This is a genomic window from Nocardiopsis sp. NPDC050513 (genome assembly GCF_044457925.1).
Taxonomy (GTDB): domain Bacteria; phylum Actinomycetota; class Actinomycetes; order Streptosporangiales; family Streptosporangiaceae; genus Nocardiopsis.
In genome coordinates, this window is sequence record NZ_JBITHK010000013.1 from 171,336 (window position 1) to 185,410 (window position 14,075).

A 14,075-nucleotide genomic window follows, 5' to 3' on the forward strand; every position below is an offset into this window, starting at 1 on the left:
ACTACACAATGGTCAAACCACCGCGCGCACCAGGGTGCGCGATGGACGCCGAGCCAGCGAGGATCGTTTCGTGCCTGACGAGTCAGTCGACCCCGGGGCCCCGCCGCCCGACGCCGAGCCGCACGATCCCGAGCCGCCCGACGCCGGACTCGAGGAGTTCCAGCGGGCCTGGACCGAACTGATCAACGCGGCGGTCCACGCCCGCTCCCGCGGCGGACACGGGCACGAGGAGCTCACACTGACGCAGGCGCTCCTCATGGAGACCGTGCGCGGCATGCGCGACCCGAGCGTCGGCGCGGTCGCCCGGGTCGTCGGCGTGTCGTCCCCCTCCGCCACTCGCATGATCCAACAGCTGGAGCGGAAGGGCATGATGGCGCGCCGTCGGTCCCCCCGCGACGAGCGCAGCACCGTGGTGGGGCTCACGGAGGAGGGTGAGCGGGTCCTCGCCGTCCGGCGGACCGCGTTGGAGCGCAAACAGCGCCAGATGTACGCGGCGATCCGGCCGTCGCTGCGACCCCAGGTACTCATGATCCTGCGCGATCTGCGCGAGGCGATCGACGACGCGTGAGACCGCCGTGCCGCGGCGACCGCTCTTCGGGGGACGGTCCGGGCACGGTCGTCGAGCGGCCCACCAGGGGCTGACCGGCGGGTTCGCGGTGGCCTGGTTCCGGTCTGCCGTGGGCAGATCTGCCCCGGGCCGAAACGCTGGAAGTCGCCGTGCGCGCCACCGCAGGGTGGAACCACCGGCCGGGCGGACGAACGCTCCGCCGACCGGTGGAGGAGAGTTCCATGCTGACCCACCGACGGCCCGTCGCCGAACACGACGCGTCGGGCGGCGCCTTCGACGACCAGTTGGCCGCCCGCCTGCTGCGCAGCCGGATCGTGCTGCTGGGCACGCAGGTCGACGAGGCGAGCGCCAACCGGGTGTGCGCCCAGATCCTGCTGCTCGCCGACGAGGACCCCCGGCGCGACATCACCCTCGCGATCAACAGCCCCGGCGGCTCCGTCTACGCGGGGATGGCCGTCTACGACACCATGCGCTTCGTGCCCAACGACGTGTCCACCCTGGTCATGGGCTTCGCGGCGAGCATGGGCCAGTTCCTGGCCTGTGCGGGGACGGCGGGCAAGCGCTACAGCCTCCCGCACGCGCGGATCATGATGCACCAGCCATCCGGCGGCCTCGGCGGTACCGCCGCCGACATCGCCATCCAGGCCCAGAACCTCGCGCACACGAAGCGGACGATGGTGCGGCTCATCGCCGAGCACACCGGTCAGAGCGAGGAGACCGTGGCCAGGGACCAGCACCGCGACGCGTGGTTCACCGCCCAGGAGGCCAAGGAGTACGGCTTCGTGGACCACGTGGTGGAGTCGGTGCACGAGGTGGAGGGCACCGGGTTCCGGCTCGGCACCGCGGCGCCCGGATTCGCCCACCGGACCGGGGGAGGGGACCAGTGAGCGGACGTTACACCGTGCCCGTGGTCGTCGAGCGCACGCCGCGGGGAGAGCGCTCCTCCGACGTGTTCAGCCGACTGCTGTCGGAGCGGATCATCTTCCTCGGGACGCCGATCGACGACGACGTCGCCAACGTGGTCATGGCGCAGATGCTGCACCTGGACTACGAGTCGAGCGAGACCGACATCCAGCTCTACATCAACTCACCGGGCGGCTCGTTCACCGCGCTGACCGCCATCTACGACACGATGCGCTTCGTGCGGGCCGACGTCGCCACGGTCTGCATGGGCCAGGCGGCCTCGGCGGCGGCCGTGCTGCTCGCGGCGGGGGCGGCGGGCAAGCGGATGGCGCTGGAGCACGCCCGGGTGCTGCTGCACCAGCCGTCGACCGAGGGACAGGGGGTCGCCGCCGACCTGGAGATCCAGGCGGAGGAGATCCTGCGCGTCCGGTCGCAGGTCGAGTCGATCCTGTCCCGGCACACCGGCCAGCCGGTGGAGCGCCTGCGGGCCGACACCGACCGGGACCGGATCTTCACCGCGGAGCAGGCACGGGACTACGGCCTGGTCGACGGCATCGTCACCACCCGGGAGGCTACGCGGCCAGGGACATGACCTGGGCGCGGTGGGCGGGCGCGGAGGCCGCGTCCGCCCGCCGGTAGTCGCCCGCACCGGCGCCGACGCGCGGCGGGACCTGGCCCGCGGTGCTGCGGTAGAGCTCGGCGAGGACGTCCGAGAGCCCCAGCCCCAGGGATCGGTACACCGCTGCGAGCACCTCGGAGGAGGCCTCCTTGCGGCCGCGCTCGATCTCCGACAGGTAGGGCAGGGAGACCTGGGCGTCCTCGGCGACCTCGCGCAGTGTCCGCCCCTGCTCGATCCGGGTGCGCCGCAGCAGGTCGCCGATGAGGTCGCGCATGAGCGGATCCTCGCGCGCCGCGCGGGCGGGGCCCCGCCGGGCCTCGTCCAGGAAGCGCAGGACGGTCTCGGTCATCGGTGCCTCCCGGGCAGTGCGGCGCTGGTCCGACTCCGAGCGTACGCCGCGCGCCCCGGGCCGGGGGAGGGGACGGACGGGCTTCTGCCGACGGCAGAACGGCCCGCCCCACGGGGAATCCAAAGTCGTGCCAAGGGTTGACCGCGTCTGGCGTGTGGCCGGTGTCCGCGAGCTGACCGGGGGGAACGAGGCAAGGGCGTCGATCTGGGGAGGGACCCGTGGAGATCACCGGAATCATCAGCGCACTCGTCGTCGGTCTGATCATCGGTGCGCTGGGCCGACTCGTCGTGCCCGGCAAACAGCACCTGCCGATCTGGCTGACCCTGCTCCTGGGCATCGTGGCGGCCTTCGTGGGAGGGTTCCTCGCCACTCTGATCTCGTCCATGTGGTGGTGGGTGCTGATCGTCCAGGTGCTGGTCGCCGCCGTCATCGTCTACATCGTCGACGGCATGTACGCGAAGAGGCCCAAGGGCGCCGACTGAGCTTCGGCCCGACCCGACGCCCGTCCAGGCCACCGGTGCGGAACCGGTGGCCTCGCCGTGTGCGAACCTTTCACCCCGGGCGGCGGTCCAAGGGCGCGAGCCCGGGACACCAGGTCCCGGATCCGAGTGAAGGATGCCGCGCATGCCCGTCTCCACGCACGCCCCCGCTCCCACGGCCGCGTCCCCGCCCCTGGGACGGCTTGCCCTCCCCGTCCTGGCGGTGGTCGCGGCGGCGCTGACCGCGTGCGCCCCGGCGAGCGGGTCCCCCGGCTCCGAGGCCTCGGACGCCGACGGCGCCGCCGCGTCGGAGAGCCCCGCCGAGGGGGCCGGCGGAACCCCGGTCGAACTGGGCGGTGTGACCCTCACCCTCCCGGACGGGTGGGGGGCGGAGCCCGTGAGCGAGGAGGTCGGCGCCCTCAGCGACCCCGAGGGGGAGAGGGAGCGGGTGTCGTGGCTGGCGCTGTACCCGGAGGGCCAGGCGGCCTGTGCCGGGACCGCTTGGTCCTGGAACGACCTCGGCTCCGGCTGCCGGCACCTGAAGGTCTTCGGGCCGGAGGTGCTCGACTACGCCGGACCGGGCTACGTGCCCATGGACGTCGCCTCGGGCACGGGGGCCGCCTACGCCCCGTCCTCGGACCCGGGGCCGTGCTCCGAGGAGGTCGCCCTCCACGGGCAGGGCGACCTGGCGGGCGGCGTCGGCGACGGGTGGTCGGCCGACACCGTTCCGGTCGCGGGCGGTCAGGCGATCCGCGCGACGGGATCCGTCCCCTGCTTCGACACGGGCGCCTCCGACTTCGCCTCCTTCGAGCAGAGTGTGTGGCTCCTGGAGGGGCCGGACGTGCTCGTGGTGGACGACTACGGGCTGGACGGGACCGAGGGACTGGTGTCCTCGGCCCGCTGGTGACCCGAGGCGGCGGCCGGCGCGCTCCGGGGCGCGACGACCTGGGCGACGGCCACCGCCGCCACGGCGATCAGCGCCCCGGTCAGCTGGACAGGGGTCAGGGCCTGGCCGAGGACCGCCCAGCCCAGGACCGTCGCCGCCAGCGGGCTGCCGAAGGACAGGAAGGACACGGCCACCGCGGGCAGGCGGTCGAGGCCGCGCAGCCACAGGGCGTAGGCCACCAGGGCGCCGATCAGACCGAGGTAGGCGAATCCGGCGAGGTTGGCGCCGGTGATCCGGTCGGGCAGCCCCTCGAAGACGAGGGTGGCGGGGGCCAGCAGGAACCCGGCGGCGGTCAGCTGCCATCCGGCCATCGCCAGGACGCCCACCCCCTCGGGGCGTCCCCAGTGCTTGGTGAGCACGATCCCGGTGGCCATGCAGGCAGCGGCCGCGAGCCCGGCCAGGACGCCCCACGGGTTCAGGGCGGCCTCCGGTCCCACGACGAGCAGGCCGACGCCCACGACGCCCATCACGCCCGTGAGCACGTGGACCGGGCGGACGCGGTTGCCGAGCACGAGCGCGGCGAGGACCAGGACCAGCATCGGCTGGACCGACATGACCAGGGCCGCGACACCGCCGGGCAGGAGATAGGCGGCCACGAAGAGCAGGTAGAAGAAGACACCCATGTTGAGTGTGCCGAGCACCAGAGTGCGCCACCACCACACGCCGTGCGGGAGGACCCGGCAGACGGCGAGCAGGATCAGCCCGGCGGGCAGGGAGCGCATGGCGGCGGCCAGCAGCGGGCGGTCGGGCGGCAGGAACTCGGTGGTGACGATGTAGGTGCTGCCCCACACGACCGGAGCGATGAGCGTGATCAGGGAGTCGAGCGCGATGCGTCCGCGGTTCATCGGGGTTCTCCGTCGGAAGTGGTGGTGGATGACGGGAGGGGGCGCCCGTACCGGCCGTGGAACACGTGGCGGGTGCGCGGGCGGCGGCCGGGGTGGCGGCGGTCCTCGTCGGGGAGGCCGACGGAGAGCAGCAGCGCGACGGCCAGGTCCTCCCGGGCGTCGGCGCCGATCACCTTCTTGACCTTGGCCTCGTCCCAGCCGTTCATGGGCGAGCTGGCCAGGCCCGCGCCGGTGGCGGAGAGCATGGCGAAGCTCGCGGCGATCATCGCGTCCTTGACCGCGTACTCCCGCAGGAGGCCGCGGGCGGCGAGGTCGCGCTGGAAGTCGACCCCGTGCGTGGCGACGGCCTCGGTGAAGTCCTCGCTCCAGGCCCCGTTGGCGCGGGCGGTGTCCAGGACGTCGGTGAGGTCGCCGCGCCAGGCGTCGCACTCGGCGAGGAAGACGAGGGTCGCGGGCGCCCGGCGGGGCTGGTCCTGGCCGTTGGCCGCGCGGGCGAGGGCCTCGCGGTCCTCGGGGGCGGTGACGGCGACGACGGACCGGGACTGGAAGTTCCAGCTGGAGGGGGCCTCCATGGCCAGGTCGAGGAGTCCGGCGAGGAGGTCGTCGGGCAGGGGGTCGGGCCGGAAGCGGCGCACGCTGCGGCGGCTGCGGATGGCGTCCGCGACGGAGACCGGGGGGAGCACAGTCATTTTGACGGCGAACCTTTCATCATCAAACTGTTCGATGTCGAAACATTAGATCGCGCGGCCCCGGCGCGTCAAGCGGGCGGCGCTATCATCGCCGGATGAGCGATGCCGTTGACGTCTTCCTCGGCCAGTGGGCCCGAGAGCGCCCCGATCTGGACGTGTCCTCGATGGGGATCATCGGGAGGATGGGCCGGGCCTCACAGCTGCTCTGGCGCGGCGTCGAGGAGTTCCTCTCCGGGGAGGGGCTGGAGAGGTGGGAGTTCGACGTCCTGGGCACGCTGCGCCGGTCGGGTGAGCCCTACTCCCTGACGCCCAAGGAACTGGTGGCCATGACGATGGTCGGGGGCGCGGCGATGACCAACCGCGTGGACCGGCTGGTCGCCCGGGGTCTGGTGACGCGCGAGGTCGATCCGGACAACCGGCGGCGGACACTGGTGACGCTCACCCCGGAGGGGCTGGAGGTCATCGACCGGGCGGTGGGCGGACACGTGGCCAACCAGGAGCGGCTCCTGGCGGCACTGGACGAGGGGGAGCGCGAGCGGCTCGCCGCCGTGCTGCGCAAGCTCCTGGTGTCACTGGGGGACACCCTGGACTGACGCCGCGGGCGGGGGAGACCGCTGGCCCCGGCCGCTGGCCCCGTGTGCCGTCGAGTCGGCCGCGCGCCGCCACCGCGGCCGCGCGCGACCCGCGGTCCGCCGGGTCGCGCGCGGCCGTACGCCTCCGTGCGCGCGTCAGGGCACCAGGACCGACTTGCCGACCGTGGTGCGCTCCTCCAGGCCGGCGTGCGCCTCGGCCGCCCGCTCCAGAGGGAGGGCGGCCCCGATCCGCGGGGCGATCCGCCCCTCGGCGGCGAGCTCCATGACACGCCGGGTCAGGTCGCGCTTGGCCGCCGGCGAAGCGGTCTCCAGGTCGAGCAGCCCGGTGACCCTCACCCGGCGGCGCTCGGCCTCCTCCTCGTCGACCTCGGCGAACGCGCCCGCCGCGGTCCCGTAGCTGATGAAGTGGCCCCCGTCGGCGACGGCGCCGAAGGCCTCCTCGCCCAGGGGCCCGCCGGCTCCGTCCAGGACCACGCGCGCCCCGGCGCCTCCGGTGAGGGCGCGCACCCGGTCGACCCAGCCCGGCGTGGAGTAGTCGACGGCCGCCTCCGCGCCCAGGGAGCGCACGAGGTCGAGCTTGGCCTCCCCGCGGGCCGCGCCGACCACGTGCGCCCCCGCGGCACGTGCCAGCTGGACGGCCAGGCTGCCCGCGCCGCCCGCGGCCGCCGCGACGAGGACCCAGGCGCCGGCCTCGAACCGCGCGACCCGCTCCAGCAGCATGGCCGTCGCGCCGTCGTGCAGCAGGGCCAGGCCGTGCGCGGTGTCGAGGCCCTCGGGAATCCGGACGAGCCGTTCCGCGGGCACCGCCGCCCGCTCGGCGTACCCGCCCGTGGGGCTGTTCCGACCGCCGCCGGTGTCGGCGCGGCCCGTCTCCGCGACGACCCGGCGCCCGATCCACGCGGGGTCGACGCCCTCCCCGACCGAGGACACGGTCCCTCCCACGCCCGTGCCCGGGGTGTACGGCCGGGGGACCGGGAAGAAGTCCTGTCCCCAGCCCTTGCGGATGAGGGTGTCGAGGAAGAGGACGTCGGCGGCGGCCACGTCGACCACGACCTCGCCGGGACCCGCCACGGGGTCGGGCACCTCCTCGGCCACCAGTACCTCGGGGCCGCCGAAATCCTTGACGCGAACCGCACGCATGACCATCGCTCCTCACGATCGAAACCTCGTCACCGCTTCCCGCGGCGGGACCCAGCTTTCTACCTGAACAATGGTTGAGGTCAACTGCCGGGGAATCCCGGATCCTCCCGGGGCGCGGCCGGGTGGCGCGGATAAAAATATGCCGCTAATATTTTTCTCATGGCACGGACGGCGGACCACGAGGCACGGCGGCGGCAGGTGGCCGAGGCGCTCATGCGCACGGTGGCCGAGCGCGGGCTGGCCAGGACCACGCTCGCGGACGTCGCCGACGAGGCGGGCGTCTCCGTGGGGCTGGTGCAGCGCTACTTCCGCGCCAAGTCCGACCTCCTGCGGTTCGGCGTGGAGCACATGTACCGGCGCGCGGCGGAGCGCTTCCAGGCGGTCGACATGAGCGGCACCTTCCACGACCGGGCGTACCGCTTCGCCGAGACCCTCCTCCCGCTGGACGACGAGCGCCGCGTGGAGCTGACCGTCTGGCTGGAGTTCCTGCCCGCCACCCTGACCGATCCGGAGATGGCGCGCATGCACCAGGACACCACCCGGGCCCTCGTCGACGGGATCGCGCACGGGTTCGAGGACGCCGTGCGGAAGGGGGACCTCCCCGAGGGGACCGACCCGCGCGGCGAGGCCACCCGGCTCGTCGCCTTCGTCGACGGACTGACCCTGCACCACCTCGTCACCACGCGGGAGTTCCCCGAGGAGGAGATCCGAGCGTCCCTCCGCGCCTACCTCGACCGGCTCCGCACTGCCCCTGGGAGTCCGCAGCCATCCGATCGAGCACCACGAAGGCGGTCCCCATGACCCGCTCCGACCAACGGACACCGACGACCGAACGGACCCCCGGGGTACAGCGGCCGGGTGCGCGGCTTCCGCTGCTCGACGTCCTGCGCGGCATCGCGATCCTGGGCACCCTCGGCACCAACGTGTGGCTCTTCACCGCGCGCGGCGGCGAAGGCGTCATGCTCTACGAGACGGACATGCTCAGCCCCCTGGGCGCCTTCCTGGCCGACCCGTCGGCCGCCGGACTGGCCCAGGGCGTGTTCCTGCTGTTCACCAACGGCAAGTTCCTGTCCCTGCTCACCCTGCTGTTCGGAGTCGGCCTCGCCATCCAGTTCAGGTCCGCGTCCCGGCGCGGCGGCCGGTGGCCGGGCCCCTACACGTGGCGCGCGCTGTTCCTGTTCACCGAGGGCCTGGTCCACTTCACCCTGGTCTTCGCGGCGGACGTGCTCATGGGGTACGCCGTCGTGTCGCTGGTGGTCGCCTGGCTGCTCGTCCGCTCCGAGCGCGTCCGCGGCGCGGTGATGTGGACGGCGCTCTCGGTCCACCTGGCGTTCGTCGCCCTGGTGACCGTCGGCATGCTGGCCGACACACCGCCGGAGGACACCGGCGTCCCCGACGACGTGGTGGCGCTGTACGCCGAGGGCGGCTGGCTCGACCAGGTGGCCTTCCGGCTCGACCACGCGTTCCTGCTGAGGCTGGAGCCGATCATCACCTTCGCCCTGCTGGTGTTCATGTTCCTGCTGGGCGTGCGGCTGTTCCGCGCCGGGGCCTTCGGCGCGGACGCCACGGGCCGCCGCATCCGCTCCCGCATGCTCGTGTGGGGGATCGGCGTGGGCGTGCCGCTGAACGTCGCCACGTCGCTCGCCGGGCCCGACCTGTTCCTGGCGGACCGCTACGTGGCGGCCCCGATCGTCGCGCTGGGGTACATCGGCGTCGTCGGGTGGCTGCTGGACCGGGTGAGCACCACCGGGCCGGTCGTCGGCGCGTTCGCCTCCCTGGGGCGGATGGCGATGTCCGGCTACGTGACCCAGAACCTGGTCTGCGTGCTCGTGTGCTACGGGTTCGGGCTGGGGCTGGCCGCGCGGTTCGAAGCCTACGGCCCGTGGTGGGTCATGGGTCTGTGGGCCGCGGTGTCCGGTCTGCTGCTGGTGTGGTCGACGCTGTGGCTGCGCCGGTTCCGCGCGGGGCCGCTGGAGGCGTTGCAGAAGGCGGTGCTGTCCAGGGCGCCCGGACACCGCCGCACGCCGGTCGCGTGAGGTGTGACCGGTCGGTCGCGGTCCGCCTCAGCCGACACCGGCGCCGCCTCGGCCGCCAGGCCGAGGGGGCGCCGGAGGTCCCGCCGGAGGTCCTCGACCACGCGAGGGAGGCCTTCACGGCGGGGATGAACGTCGCGGCCGTCACCGCGATGGCCCTGCGCCACGTCGGCGCCGCCGCCGGAGCGGCGCCCGGCACGGTGGGAGGAACCCCTGACCGACCGGGGGTCCGCGGGGGGTGAGCCGGAATCCTGTTACCGTGCTCGGGAGATCCACAGGAGAGCGGCCCCCGACCCCACCCGTCCCACGACGAGCGCACACCACGTGCGGCCCGTCTCGCGGTCGAACACCGCGACGAGCGGGCGGCCCTGGGCGGAACCGCGACGCGATCGGGAGGTCCCAGCATGGCCAGTAGGTTCACCGAGCTCGCGGTCGACTGCGCCGATCCCCACCGCCTGGCCCGGTTCTGGTGCTCGGTCCTCGACTACGAGGTGCGCGACGAGGACGACGGGCTCGTCACGATCGGCCCGCCGGCGGCGCCCGGGGCGGAGAACCGCCCCGGGCCGGTGCCGCCGGCGTTGACCTTCGCACACGTGCCCGAGGCCAAGACCGTCAAGAACCGGCTCCACATCGACGTCAACCCGGCCGACAGGGAGCAGGACGCCGAGGTCCGCCGCCTGCTCGACCTGGGCGCCCGACGCGTCGACGTCGGCCAGGGCGAGGCGAGCTGGGTCGTGCTCGCCGACCCGGAGGGGAACGAGTTCTGCGTCCTGGCGGGCCGCCGCCCCTGAGCCCGCGCACCGCGGCGGTGCACGGCCGGCGCGTGGCCCCCGTCACCGTCGCGGGGTGCGCAGGTGGATGCGCTCGCCCTGTTTCCCGAAGAGGCTGAGCACCTCGACGCTGCCGCGCCCGGCCGCGCCGAACCAGTGCGGGACCTGGCAGTCGAACTCGGCCGCCTCGCCCTCTCCCATGACGAAGTCCTGGTCGCCGAGCCTCACCCGGAGCCGCCCGCGGAGCACGTAGAGCCATTCGTGGCCCGTGTGGGTCCGTAGATGGGGCTGCTCGTCGTGCGCGGGGATGGTCATCTTGTAGGCACGCGGTTCTCCCTGCTGCCGTGACAGCGGGACCAGGACCCGGCCGCCCCGACTGGTCGGCTGCTGCGGCACGCGCGGATCGAGAACGCGGGGCGCGGAGACGATCTCGTCCAGGGCGATGCCGAGCGCCGCGGTGATCGGCAGAAGGAGTTCGAGGCTCGGCTTGCGCTGAGCCGACTCCAGCCGGGAGAGCGTGCTGGTCGAGATGCCGGTCGCCCGAGCGAGATCGGCCAGACTGACATCCTTCCTCTCGCGCGCCTGGCGCAGGCGCGGAGCGATCTGCTCGATCACGGCACTGACCGTCGGTTGTTCCTCCATGCGGTGCAGTCTGGTCGCGTGTCCCGGTTTCGGCAAGGATCCTTGCCGAAACCGGTTGGCCCCCCGGACGCTGTCGGCGGAGGTGATCCGTATGGACACGACGAGTCCGACCGATCGGTCGGCGCCGGAAGAGCTGTGGGACGCGGTCGTCGTCGGCGGTGGGGCCGCCGGACTGTCCGCCGGGGTCGTGCTCGCGAGAGCGCGGTTCGCGACCCTGGTGGTCGACGGAGGTGCGCCCCGGAACGGGCCCGCCGACCACATGCACGGGTACCTGACCCGCGACGGCATGGCTCCGGACCAGTTCGCCGCGACCGGGCGCGCCGAACTGGTCCGCTACGGCGGGAACCACGTGCGGGCGTCGGTGGTCGACGCGCGGCGCGCGGCGGACGGAACGTTCGGGCTGCGGCTCGGCGACCGCCGCGCCCTGCGCGCGCGGGCGGTGCTGGTCGCCGCCGGGATGACCGACGAACTGCCGGACATCCCGGGTCTGGCCGAGCGGTGGGGTTCGACGGTGCACCACTGCCCCCACTGCCACGGCTACGAGGTGCGGGGCCGGACCGTGGCCGTGATCGGCAGCGCGAGGGGCGCGGTGTCGAGGCATCTCGCGGCGCTGATGCGCCGCTTCAGCCCGTCGGTCACGTTCTGCGTCAACGGCGTCGAGGTCGACCCCGACGAGCGGCGGCGCCTCACCGCGTACGGCGTGCGCCTGGTCGACGCGAACGTGACGCGCGTCGTGGCGAACTCCGACGCCGGGAGCGCGGACACGGTCGCGGTCGAACTCGACGACGGCGGGGCGGTCGCGTGCGCGGCCGTCTTCGTGGCGCCCCGCCCCGTACCCCACGACGCGGTCCTGACCGCGCTGGGCGCGGCCAGGGACCCGGTGAGCGGGCTCGTCGCCGTCGACTCCTCTGGCGCCACGGACGTCCCCGGAGTCTGGGCGGCCGGCAACGTGGTCAACCCCCGGGCCCAGGTCGTCACCGCCGCGGGTGCGGGCTCGACCGCCGCGATCGGCATGACCGGCTGGCTGCTCGAGCGGGACCTGTCCGCCGCCTCGACCGGCCGGCTCGACACCGGGGACGCGGCCTGATGGCGGGGACCGACACGTACGGGCCCCGGACCGGACGTTCCGCACGACTGCCCCTCGGCGTGTACCTGCTGGCCTTCAGCCTGTTCGCGATGGGGAACGCGGAGTTCCTGCTGGCCGGCGTCCTCCCCGCGGTCGCCGCGGACCTGGACGTCACGCTCTCCTCGGCCGGGTTCCTGATCACCGCGTTCGCGCTGGGAGTCGTGCTCGGCGCGCCGCCGTTCGCCGTGCTCAGCCTGCGCTGGCCCCGCCGCACCGCGCTGGTCACGACCCAGGCCGTCTTCGCCGCCAGCGTCGTCGTCGGACTGCTCGGGAACTACCAGGTCCTGCTGCTGTCCAGGGTGGTGTCGGGGGTCGCGTACGCGGGCTTCTTCGCCGTCGCGACGGTGACGGCGATCAGCCTGGTCACGCCGGACCGCAACGCCCGCGCCTCCGGAGTCGTGGTCAGCGGGCTCAGCGTGGCGATGGTCGCCGGAGGTCCCGCGGGCACGCTGCTCAGTCACTTCACCGACTGGCGCGGCGGTTTCTGGGCCGTGGCGGCGCTCACGGTCGCCGGGATGGTCGGCTGTCGCCTCGGACTCCCGGCCGCCGACCCGGGGTCCCACCCGAACGCGGGGCCGAGCGTGGCGCGGGAGATCGCCGTGCTGCGCAAGCCGATGCTCTGGGGCGTCTACGCGATCACGATCCTGACCACCGCGGCGTACATGATCACGTTCAACTTCCTGGCGGCCATGCTCGCCGACATCACCGCCGTCCCCGAGGTCTGGATCCCGGCGGTCCTCGCGCTCTTCGGAGTCGGCGCCCTCCTCGGTCTGTCCGTCGGCGGCCGGGTCTCCGACCGGCGCCCCCACCGCGCGCTGCTCACGGGCGCCCTGGGGACCGCGGTCCTGTCGGTCGCCATGGTCGCCGCGGTCCCGCACGTCTGGGCGGTGGTGCCCACGGTGTTCCTGATCGGCATCGCCGCGTTCGTGCTCAACCCCGCCGTCTACGGACGGGTCTTCGCGATCGCGGCCGACGCCCCGACCCTCGCGGGAGCGACCACCGTGTCGGCGTTCCAACTGGGGATCAGCATCACCCCCGTCCTGGCGGCGGCGTCGCTCACACAGGGGGCCGCACTCACATCGGTGTCCCTGATCGGAGCCGCGCTCGCCACGGCCGCTGTGCCCCTCATCCTGCTCGACCGGGCACGACGTTGACCGGACCCCGGGGCGGCCGAGTCCGATTCGGCCGCCCCGGGGCCGGCGCCAGCCCGTGCACAACAAAGCGCGGGCCGAGATACGACTCGACCCGCACCGAAACGACGAAAGCTTCCCCTGGGGGAAGGACGTGTGTCCGAGGGAGGACTTGAACCCCCACAGGGTCCGAGCCCGCTGGTGCTGAGCACCGACCTGTCACTGGATGGGCGGTGACCCGTGATGGATTCCTCCCGCTGGTCCCGCTGGACGACCGTCGCCGCCGTGCTGATGCTGGCCGTGATCGCTGCGGTGGTGTCCTACTCGCACATGTACGAACTCGCATTGCGTAACGGTGAGCCTGGTTGACGCGCGGCCCTGTTCCCCCTGTCGGTGGACGGGATGATCGTCGGTGCTTCCATGACGTTGCTGAGCGACGCCCGCCACGGCCGTAAGGGCGGGTTGCTGCCGTGGAGCCTGCTGATCATCGGTTCCCGTGCTTCTCTCGCCGCCAACGTCGCGGTCGCCGATCCCGCCCACATGGAACGCGTTCTGCACGGCCACCACGGGTGCGATCGCGCGAGCCTCTGTCAGGTGGTCGGTGTAGACGTTGCTGAGGCCGAGGTGGCGGATCAGTCCCTCCTCGCGCAGGGCGGCCAGGGACTCGAAGCGGTCGGCGATCGACTCGCCGTGTAGAGGTTCCATCGCTCCGACGCGCAGGTAGACCAGGTCGAGCCGGTCCGTGCCCAGGCTTTCGAGGTTGGCCTCCACGAGGCCGCGCATGTCCGCGGCGGTGCCGTGCGTGAGGCCGTCGGGGCCGATCCGTGGGCCGACCTTGGTGGCGATGACCAGATCGGACGGATACGGGTGTAGTCCCTCGCGGATCAAGGTGTTCGCGCGCACCCCGCCGTCGGAGCCGAAGTAGAAGTCGGCGGTGTCGATGTGGTCGACGCCGAGCTCGATGGCGCGGCGTAGGACGGTGCGTCCGGTTTCGGGGTCGCGGGCGGGCCCTCCCATGCCTTGCTGGGAGGGAAGGCGCATGGCGCCGAAGCCGGTGCGGTTGACGGGCGGGTCGCCGCCGAGGTGGAAGGTGTCGTGCATGCGGCAAGTGTGCTCGGCCAGGCATCTGCAGGGCCAGGTTTTGGCAGTCCACCCTCGCCGCCTACGGATTCGGTCCAGCCAGCGGCCAGTGGGGCGGCATGGTCACGGACGCCTTCCGCGTGCCCTACGCCGACCACATGCT

The 14,075-nt window shown here is 73.2% G+C and carries 17 protein-coding genes and 2 pseudogenes; 13 read left to right on the forward strand and 6 right to left on the reverse strand.

Annotated elements, in window-relative coordinates:
* Nucleotides 1–70 precede the first annotated feature (70 nt).
* From ACIBFB_RS22120 to ACIBFB_RS22130, 3 genes are all read left to right on the forward strand, one after another.
* Complete coding sequence (locus tag ACIBFB_RS22120; protein ID WP_397233025.1) at nt 71–568, forward strand: MarR family winged helix-turn-helix transcriptional regulator; 498 nt, start codon at nt 71–73, stop codon at nt 566–568.
* 221 nt (nt 569–789) lie between these two features.
* A complete protein-coding gene (locus ACIBFB_RS22125; RefSeq protein WP_397233027.1) occupies nt 790–1,455 on the forward strand; it encodes a ClpP family protease in 666 nt (221 codons plus the stop codon).
* Nucleotides 1,452–2,063 (forward strand): ClpP family protease, encoded by a 612-nt coding sequence (locus ACIBFB_RS22130; protein ID WP_397233029.1) that lies wholly within the window; start codon nt 1,452–1,454, stop codon nt 2,061–2,063. Before ACIBFB_RS22125 ends, ACIBFB_RS22130 begins: the two co-directional genes overlap by 4 nt.
* Here ACIBFB_RS22130 and ACIBFB_RS22135 read toward each other — a convergent pair.
* The gene (locus tag ACIBFB_RS22135) at nt 2,044–2,439 is read right to left on the reverse strand and encodes a helix-turn-helix domain-containing protein (RefSeq protein ID WP_397233031.1); all 396 of its coding nucleotides are present in this window, start codon (nt 2,437–2,439) and stop codon (nt 2,044–2,046) included. The genes ACIBFB_RS22130 and ACIBFB_RS22135 overlap by 20 nt on opposite strands.
* Nucleotides 2,440–2,657: 218 nt before the next feature.
* Between ACIBFB_RS22135 and ACIBFB_RS22140 the strand changes: the two genes are divergently transcribed.
* The gene (locus tag ACIBFB_RS22140; protein WP_397233033.1) at nt 2,658–2,921 is read left to right on the forward strand and encodes a GlsB/YeaQ/YmgE family stress response membrane protein; all 264 of its coding nucleotides are present in this window, start codon (nt 2,658–2,660) and stop codon (nt 2,919–2,921) included.
* Nucleotides 2,922–3,063: 142 nt separating this feature from the next.
* Nucleotides 3,064–3,825, forward strand: coding sequence for a hypothetical protein (locus ACIBFB_RS22145; RefSeq protein ID WP_397233035.1), 762 nt, complete (start codon nt 3,064–3,066; stop codon nt 3,823–3,825).
* Here the strand turns inward: ACIBFB_RS22145 and ACIBFB_RS22150 are convergent.
* Both ACIBFB_RS22150 and ACIBFB_RS22155 read right to left on the reverse strand, forming a co-directional pair.
* Nucleotides 3,777–4,709 carry an EamA family transporter gene (locus ACIBFB_RS22150; protein WP_397233037.1) on the reverse strand — a complete coding sequence of 311 codons (933 nt, stop codon included), beginning with the start codon at nt 4,707–4,709 and terminating at the stop codon, nt 3,777–3,779. The two genes, ACIBFB_RS22145 and ACIBFB_RS22150, sit on opposite strands and share 49 nt — an antisense overlap.
* Nucleotides 4,706–5,398: a nitroreductase family protein gene (locus tag ACIBFB_RS22155; RefSeq protein WP_397233039.1), complete on the reverse strand. Its 693-nt coding sequence runs from the start codon at nt 5,396–5,398 to the stop codon at nt 4,706–4,708. Before ACIBFB_RS22155 ends, ACIBFB_RS22150 begins: the two co-directional genes overlap by 4 nt.
* 95 nt (nt 5,399–5,493) lie before the next feature.
* On the opposite strand from ACIBFB_RS22155, the gene ACIBFB_RS22160 reads away from it, so the two are divergent.
* Nucleotides 5,494–5,991: a MarR family winged helix-turn-helix transcriptional regulator gene (locus ACIBFB_RS22160; RefSeq protein ID WP_397233041.1), complete on the forward strand. Its 498-nt coding sequence runs from the start codon at nt 5,494–5,496 to the stop codon at nt 5,989–5,991.
* A gap of 135 nt (nt 5,992–6,126) precedes the next feature.
* Here the strand turns inward: ACIBFB_RS22160 and ACIBFB_RS22165 are convergent, their stop codons facing one another.
* The gene (locus ACIBFB_RS22165; protein WP_397233043.1) at nt 6,127–7,131 is read right to left on the reverse strand and encodes a zinc-binding dehydrogenase; all 1,005 of its coding nucleotides are present in this window, start codon (nt 7,129–7,131) and stop codon (nt 6,127–6,129) included.
* Between the two features lie 159 nt (nt 7,132–7,290).
* On the opposite strand from ACIBFB_RS22165, the gene ACIBFB_RS22170 reads away from it, so the two are divergent.
* The 4 genes from ACIBFB_RS22170 (at nt 7,291) to ACIBFB_RS22185 (ending at nt 9,955) form a co-directional block, all read left to right on the forward strand.
* Nucleotides 7,291–7,932, forward strand: a complete 642-nt coding sequence (locus ACIBFB_RS22170) for a TetR/AcrR family transcriptional regulator (RefSeq protein ID WP_397233045.1) — start codon at nt 7,291–7,293, stop codon at nt 7,930–7,932.
* On the forward strand, nt 7,929–9,167 hold the full coding sequence (locus ACIBFB_RS22175; protein ID WP_397233047.1) for a DUF418 domain-containing protein: 1,239 nt from the start codon (nt 7,929–7,931) through the stop codon (nt 9,165–9,167). Before ACIBFB_RS22170 ends, ACIBFB_RS22175 begins: the two co-directional genes overlap by 4 nt.
* The gene (locus ACIBFB_RS22180) at nt 9,164–9,406 is read left to right on the forward strand and encodes a hypothetical protein (RefSeq protein ID WP_397233049.1); all 243 of its coding nucleotides are present in this window, start codon (nt 9,164–9,166) and stop codon (nt 9,404–9,406) included. The genes ACIBFB_RS22175 and ACIBFB_RS22180 overlap by 4 nt, the downstream gene beginning before the upstream one ends.
* 162 nt (nt 9,407–9,568) lie before the next feature.
* On the forward strand, nt 9,569–9,955 hold the full coding sequence (locus ACIBFB_RS22185; RefSeq protein WP_397233051.1) for a VOC family protein: 387 nt from the start codon (nt 9,569–9,571) through the stop codon (nt 9,953–9,955).
* Nucleotides 9,956–9,997: 42 nt separating this feature from the next.
* Here ACIBFB_RS22185 and ACIBFB_RS22190 read toward each other — a convergent pair whose 3' ends face one another.
* Nucleotides 9,998–10,576 carry a helix-turn-helix domain-containing protein gene (locus tag ACIBFB_RS22190; protein WP_397233053.1) on the reverse strand — a complete coding sequence of 193 codons (579 nt, stop codon included), beginning with the start codon at nt 10,574–10,576 and terminating at the stop codon, nt 9,998–10,000.
* A 91-nt stretch (nt 10,577–10,667) separates the two neighbouring features.
* Between ACIBFB_RS22190 and ACIBFB_RS22195 the strand changes: the two genes are divergently transcribed.
* The 3 genes and pseudogenes from ACIBFB_RS22195 to ACIBFB_RS22205 all read left to right on the forward strand — a co-directional run bounded on the left by ACIBFB_RS22195 (nt 10,668) and on the right by ACIBFB_RS22205 (nt 13,528).
* Complete coding sequence (locus tag ACIBFB_RS22195) at nt 10,668–11,663, forward strand: NAD(P)/FAD-dependent oxidoreductase (protein WP_397233055.1); 996 nt, start codon at nt 10,668–10,670, stop codon at nt 11,661–11,663.
* Nucleotides 11,663–12,856: an MFS transporter gene (locus ACIBFB_RS22200; protein ID WP_397233057.1), complete on the forward strand. Its 1,194-nt coding sequence runs from the start codon at nt 11,663–11,665 to the stop codon at nt 12,854–12,856. The genes ACIBFB_RS22195 and ACIBFB_RS22200 overlap by 1 nt, the downstream gene beginning before the upstream one ends.
* Nucleotides 12,857–13,123: 267 nt before the next feature.
* Nucleotides 13,124–13,528 (forward strand): annotated as a pseudogene (locus ACIBFB_RS22205) (DUF2637 domain-containing protein).
* On the opposite strand, the pseudogene ACIBFB_RS22210 reads toward ACIBFB_RS22205, so the two are convergent.
* Nucleotides 13,430–13,933: pseudogene (locus ACIBFB_RS22210) on the reverse strand (aldo/keto reductase); the annotation flags it as partial. The pseudogenes ACIBFB_RS22205 and ACIBFB_RS22210 overlap by 99 nt on opposite strands.
* Between the last annotated feature and the right edge of the window lie 142 nt (nt 13,934–14,075).

What these genes read in the sequence shown, in the direction of transcription:
- ACIBFB_RS22195 (WP_397233055.1), top strand. Translation starts at nt 10,668, where the DNA reads ATGGACACGACGAGTCCGACCGATCGGTCGGCGCCGGAAGAGCTGTGG.
- ACIBFB_RS22170 (WP_397233045.1), top strand. Translation starts at nt 7,291, where the DNA reads ATGGCACGGACGGCGGACCACGAGGCACGGCGGCGGCAGGTGGCCGAG.
- ACIBFB_RS22165 (WP_397233043.1), bottom strand. Translation starts at nt 7,131, where the DNA reads ATGCGTGCGGTTCGCGTCAAGGATTTCGGCGGCCCCGAGGTACTGGTG.
- ACIBFB_RS22185 (WP_397233051.1), top strand. Translation starts at nt 9,569, where the DNA reads ATGGCCAGTAGGTTCACCGAGCTCGCGGTCGACTGCGCCGATCCCCAC.
- ACIBFB_RS22150 (WP_397233037.1), bottom strand. Translation starts at nt 4,709, where the DNA reads ATGAACCGCGGACGCATCGCGCTCGACTCCCTGATCACGCTCATCGCT.
- ACIBFB_RS22125 (WP_397233027.1), top strand. Translation starts at nt 790, where the DNA reads ATGCTGACCCACCGACGGCCCGTCGCCGAACACGACGCGTCGGGCGGC.
- ACIBFB_RS22200 (WP_397233057.1), top strand. Translation starts at nt 11,663, where the DNA reads ATGGCGGGGACCGACACGTACGGGCCCCGGACCGGACGTTCCGCACGA.
- ACIBFB_RS22145 (WP_397233035.1), top strand. Translation starts at nt 3,064, where the DNA reads ATGCCCGTCTCCACGCACGCCCCCGCTCCCACGGCCGCGTCCCCGCCC.
- ACIBFB_RS22155 (WP_397233039.1), bottom strand. Translation starts at nt 5,398, where the DNA reads ATGACTGTGCTCCCCCCGGTCTCCGTCGCGGACGCCATCCGCAGCCGC.
- ACIBFB_RS22160 (WP_397233041.1), top strand. Translation starts at nt 5,494, where the DNA reads ATGAGCGATGCCGTTGACGTCTTCCTCGGCCAGTGGGCCCGAGAGCGC.
- ACIBFB_RS22175 (WP_397233047.1), top strand. Translation starts at nt 7,929, where the DNA reads ATGACCCGCTCCGACCAACGGACACCGACGACCGAACGGACCCCCGGG.
- ACIBFB_RS22190 (WP_397233053.1), bottom strand. Translation starts at nt 10,576, where the DNA reads ATGGAGGAACAACCGACGGTCAGTGCCGTGATCGAGCAGATCGCTCCG.
- ACIBFB_RS22135 (WP_397233031.1), bottom strand. Translation starts at nt 2,439, where the DNA reads ATGACCGAGACCGTCCTGCGCTTCCTGGACGAGGCCCGGCGGGGCCCC.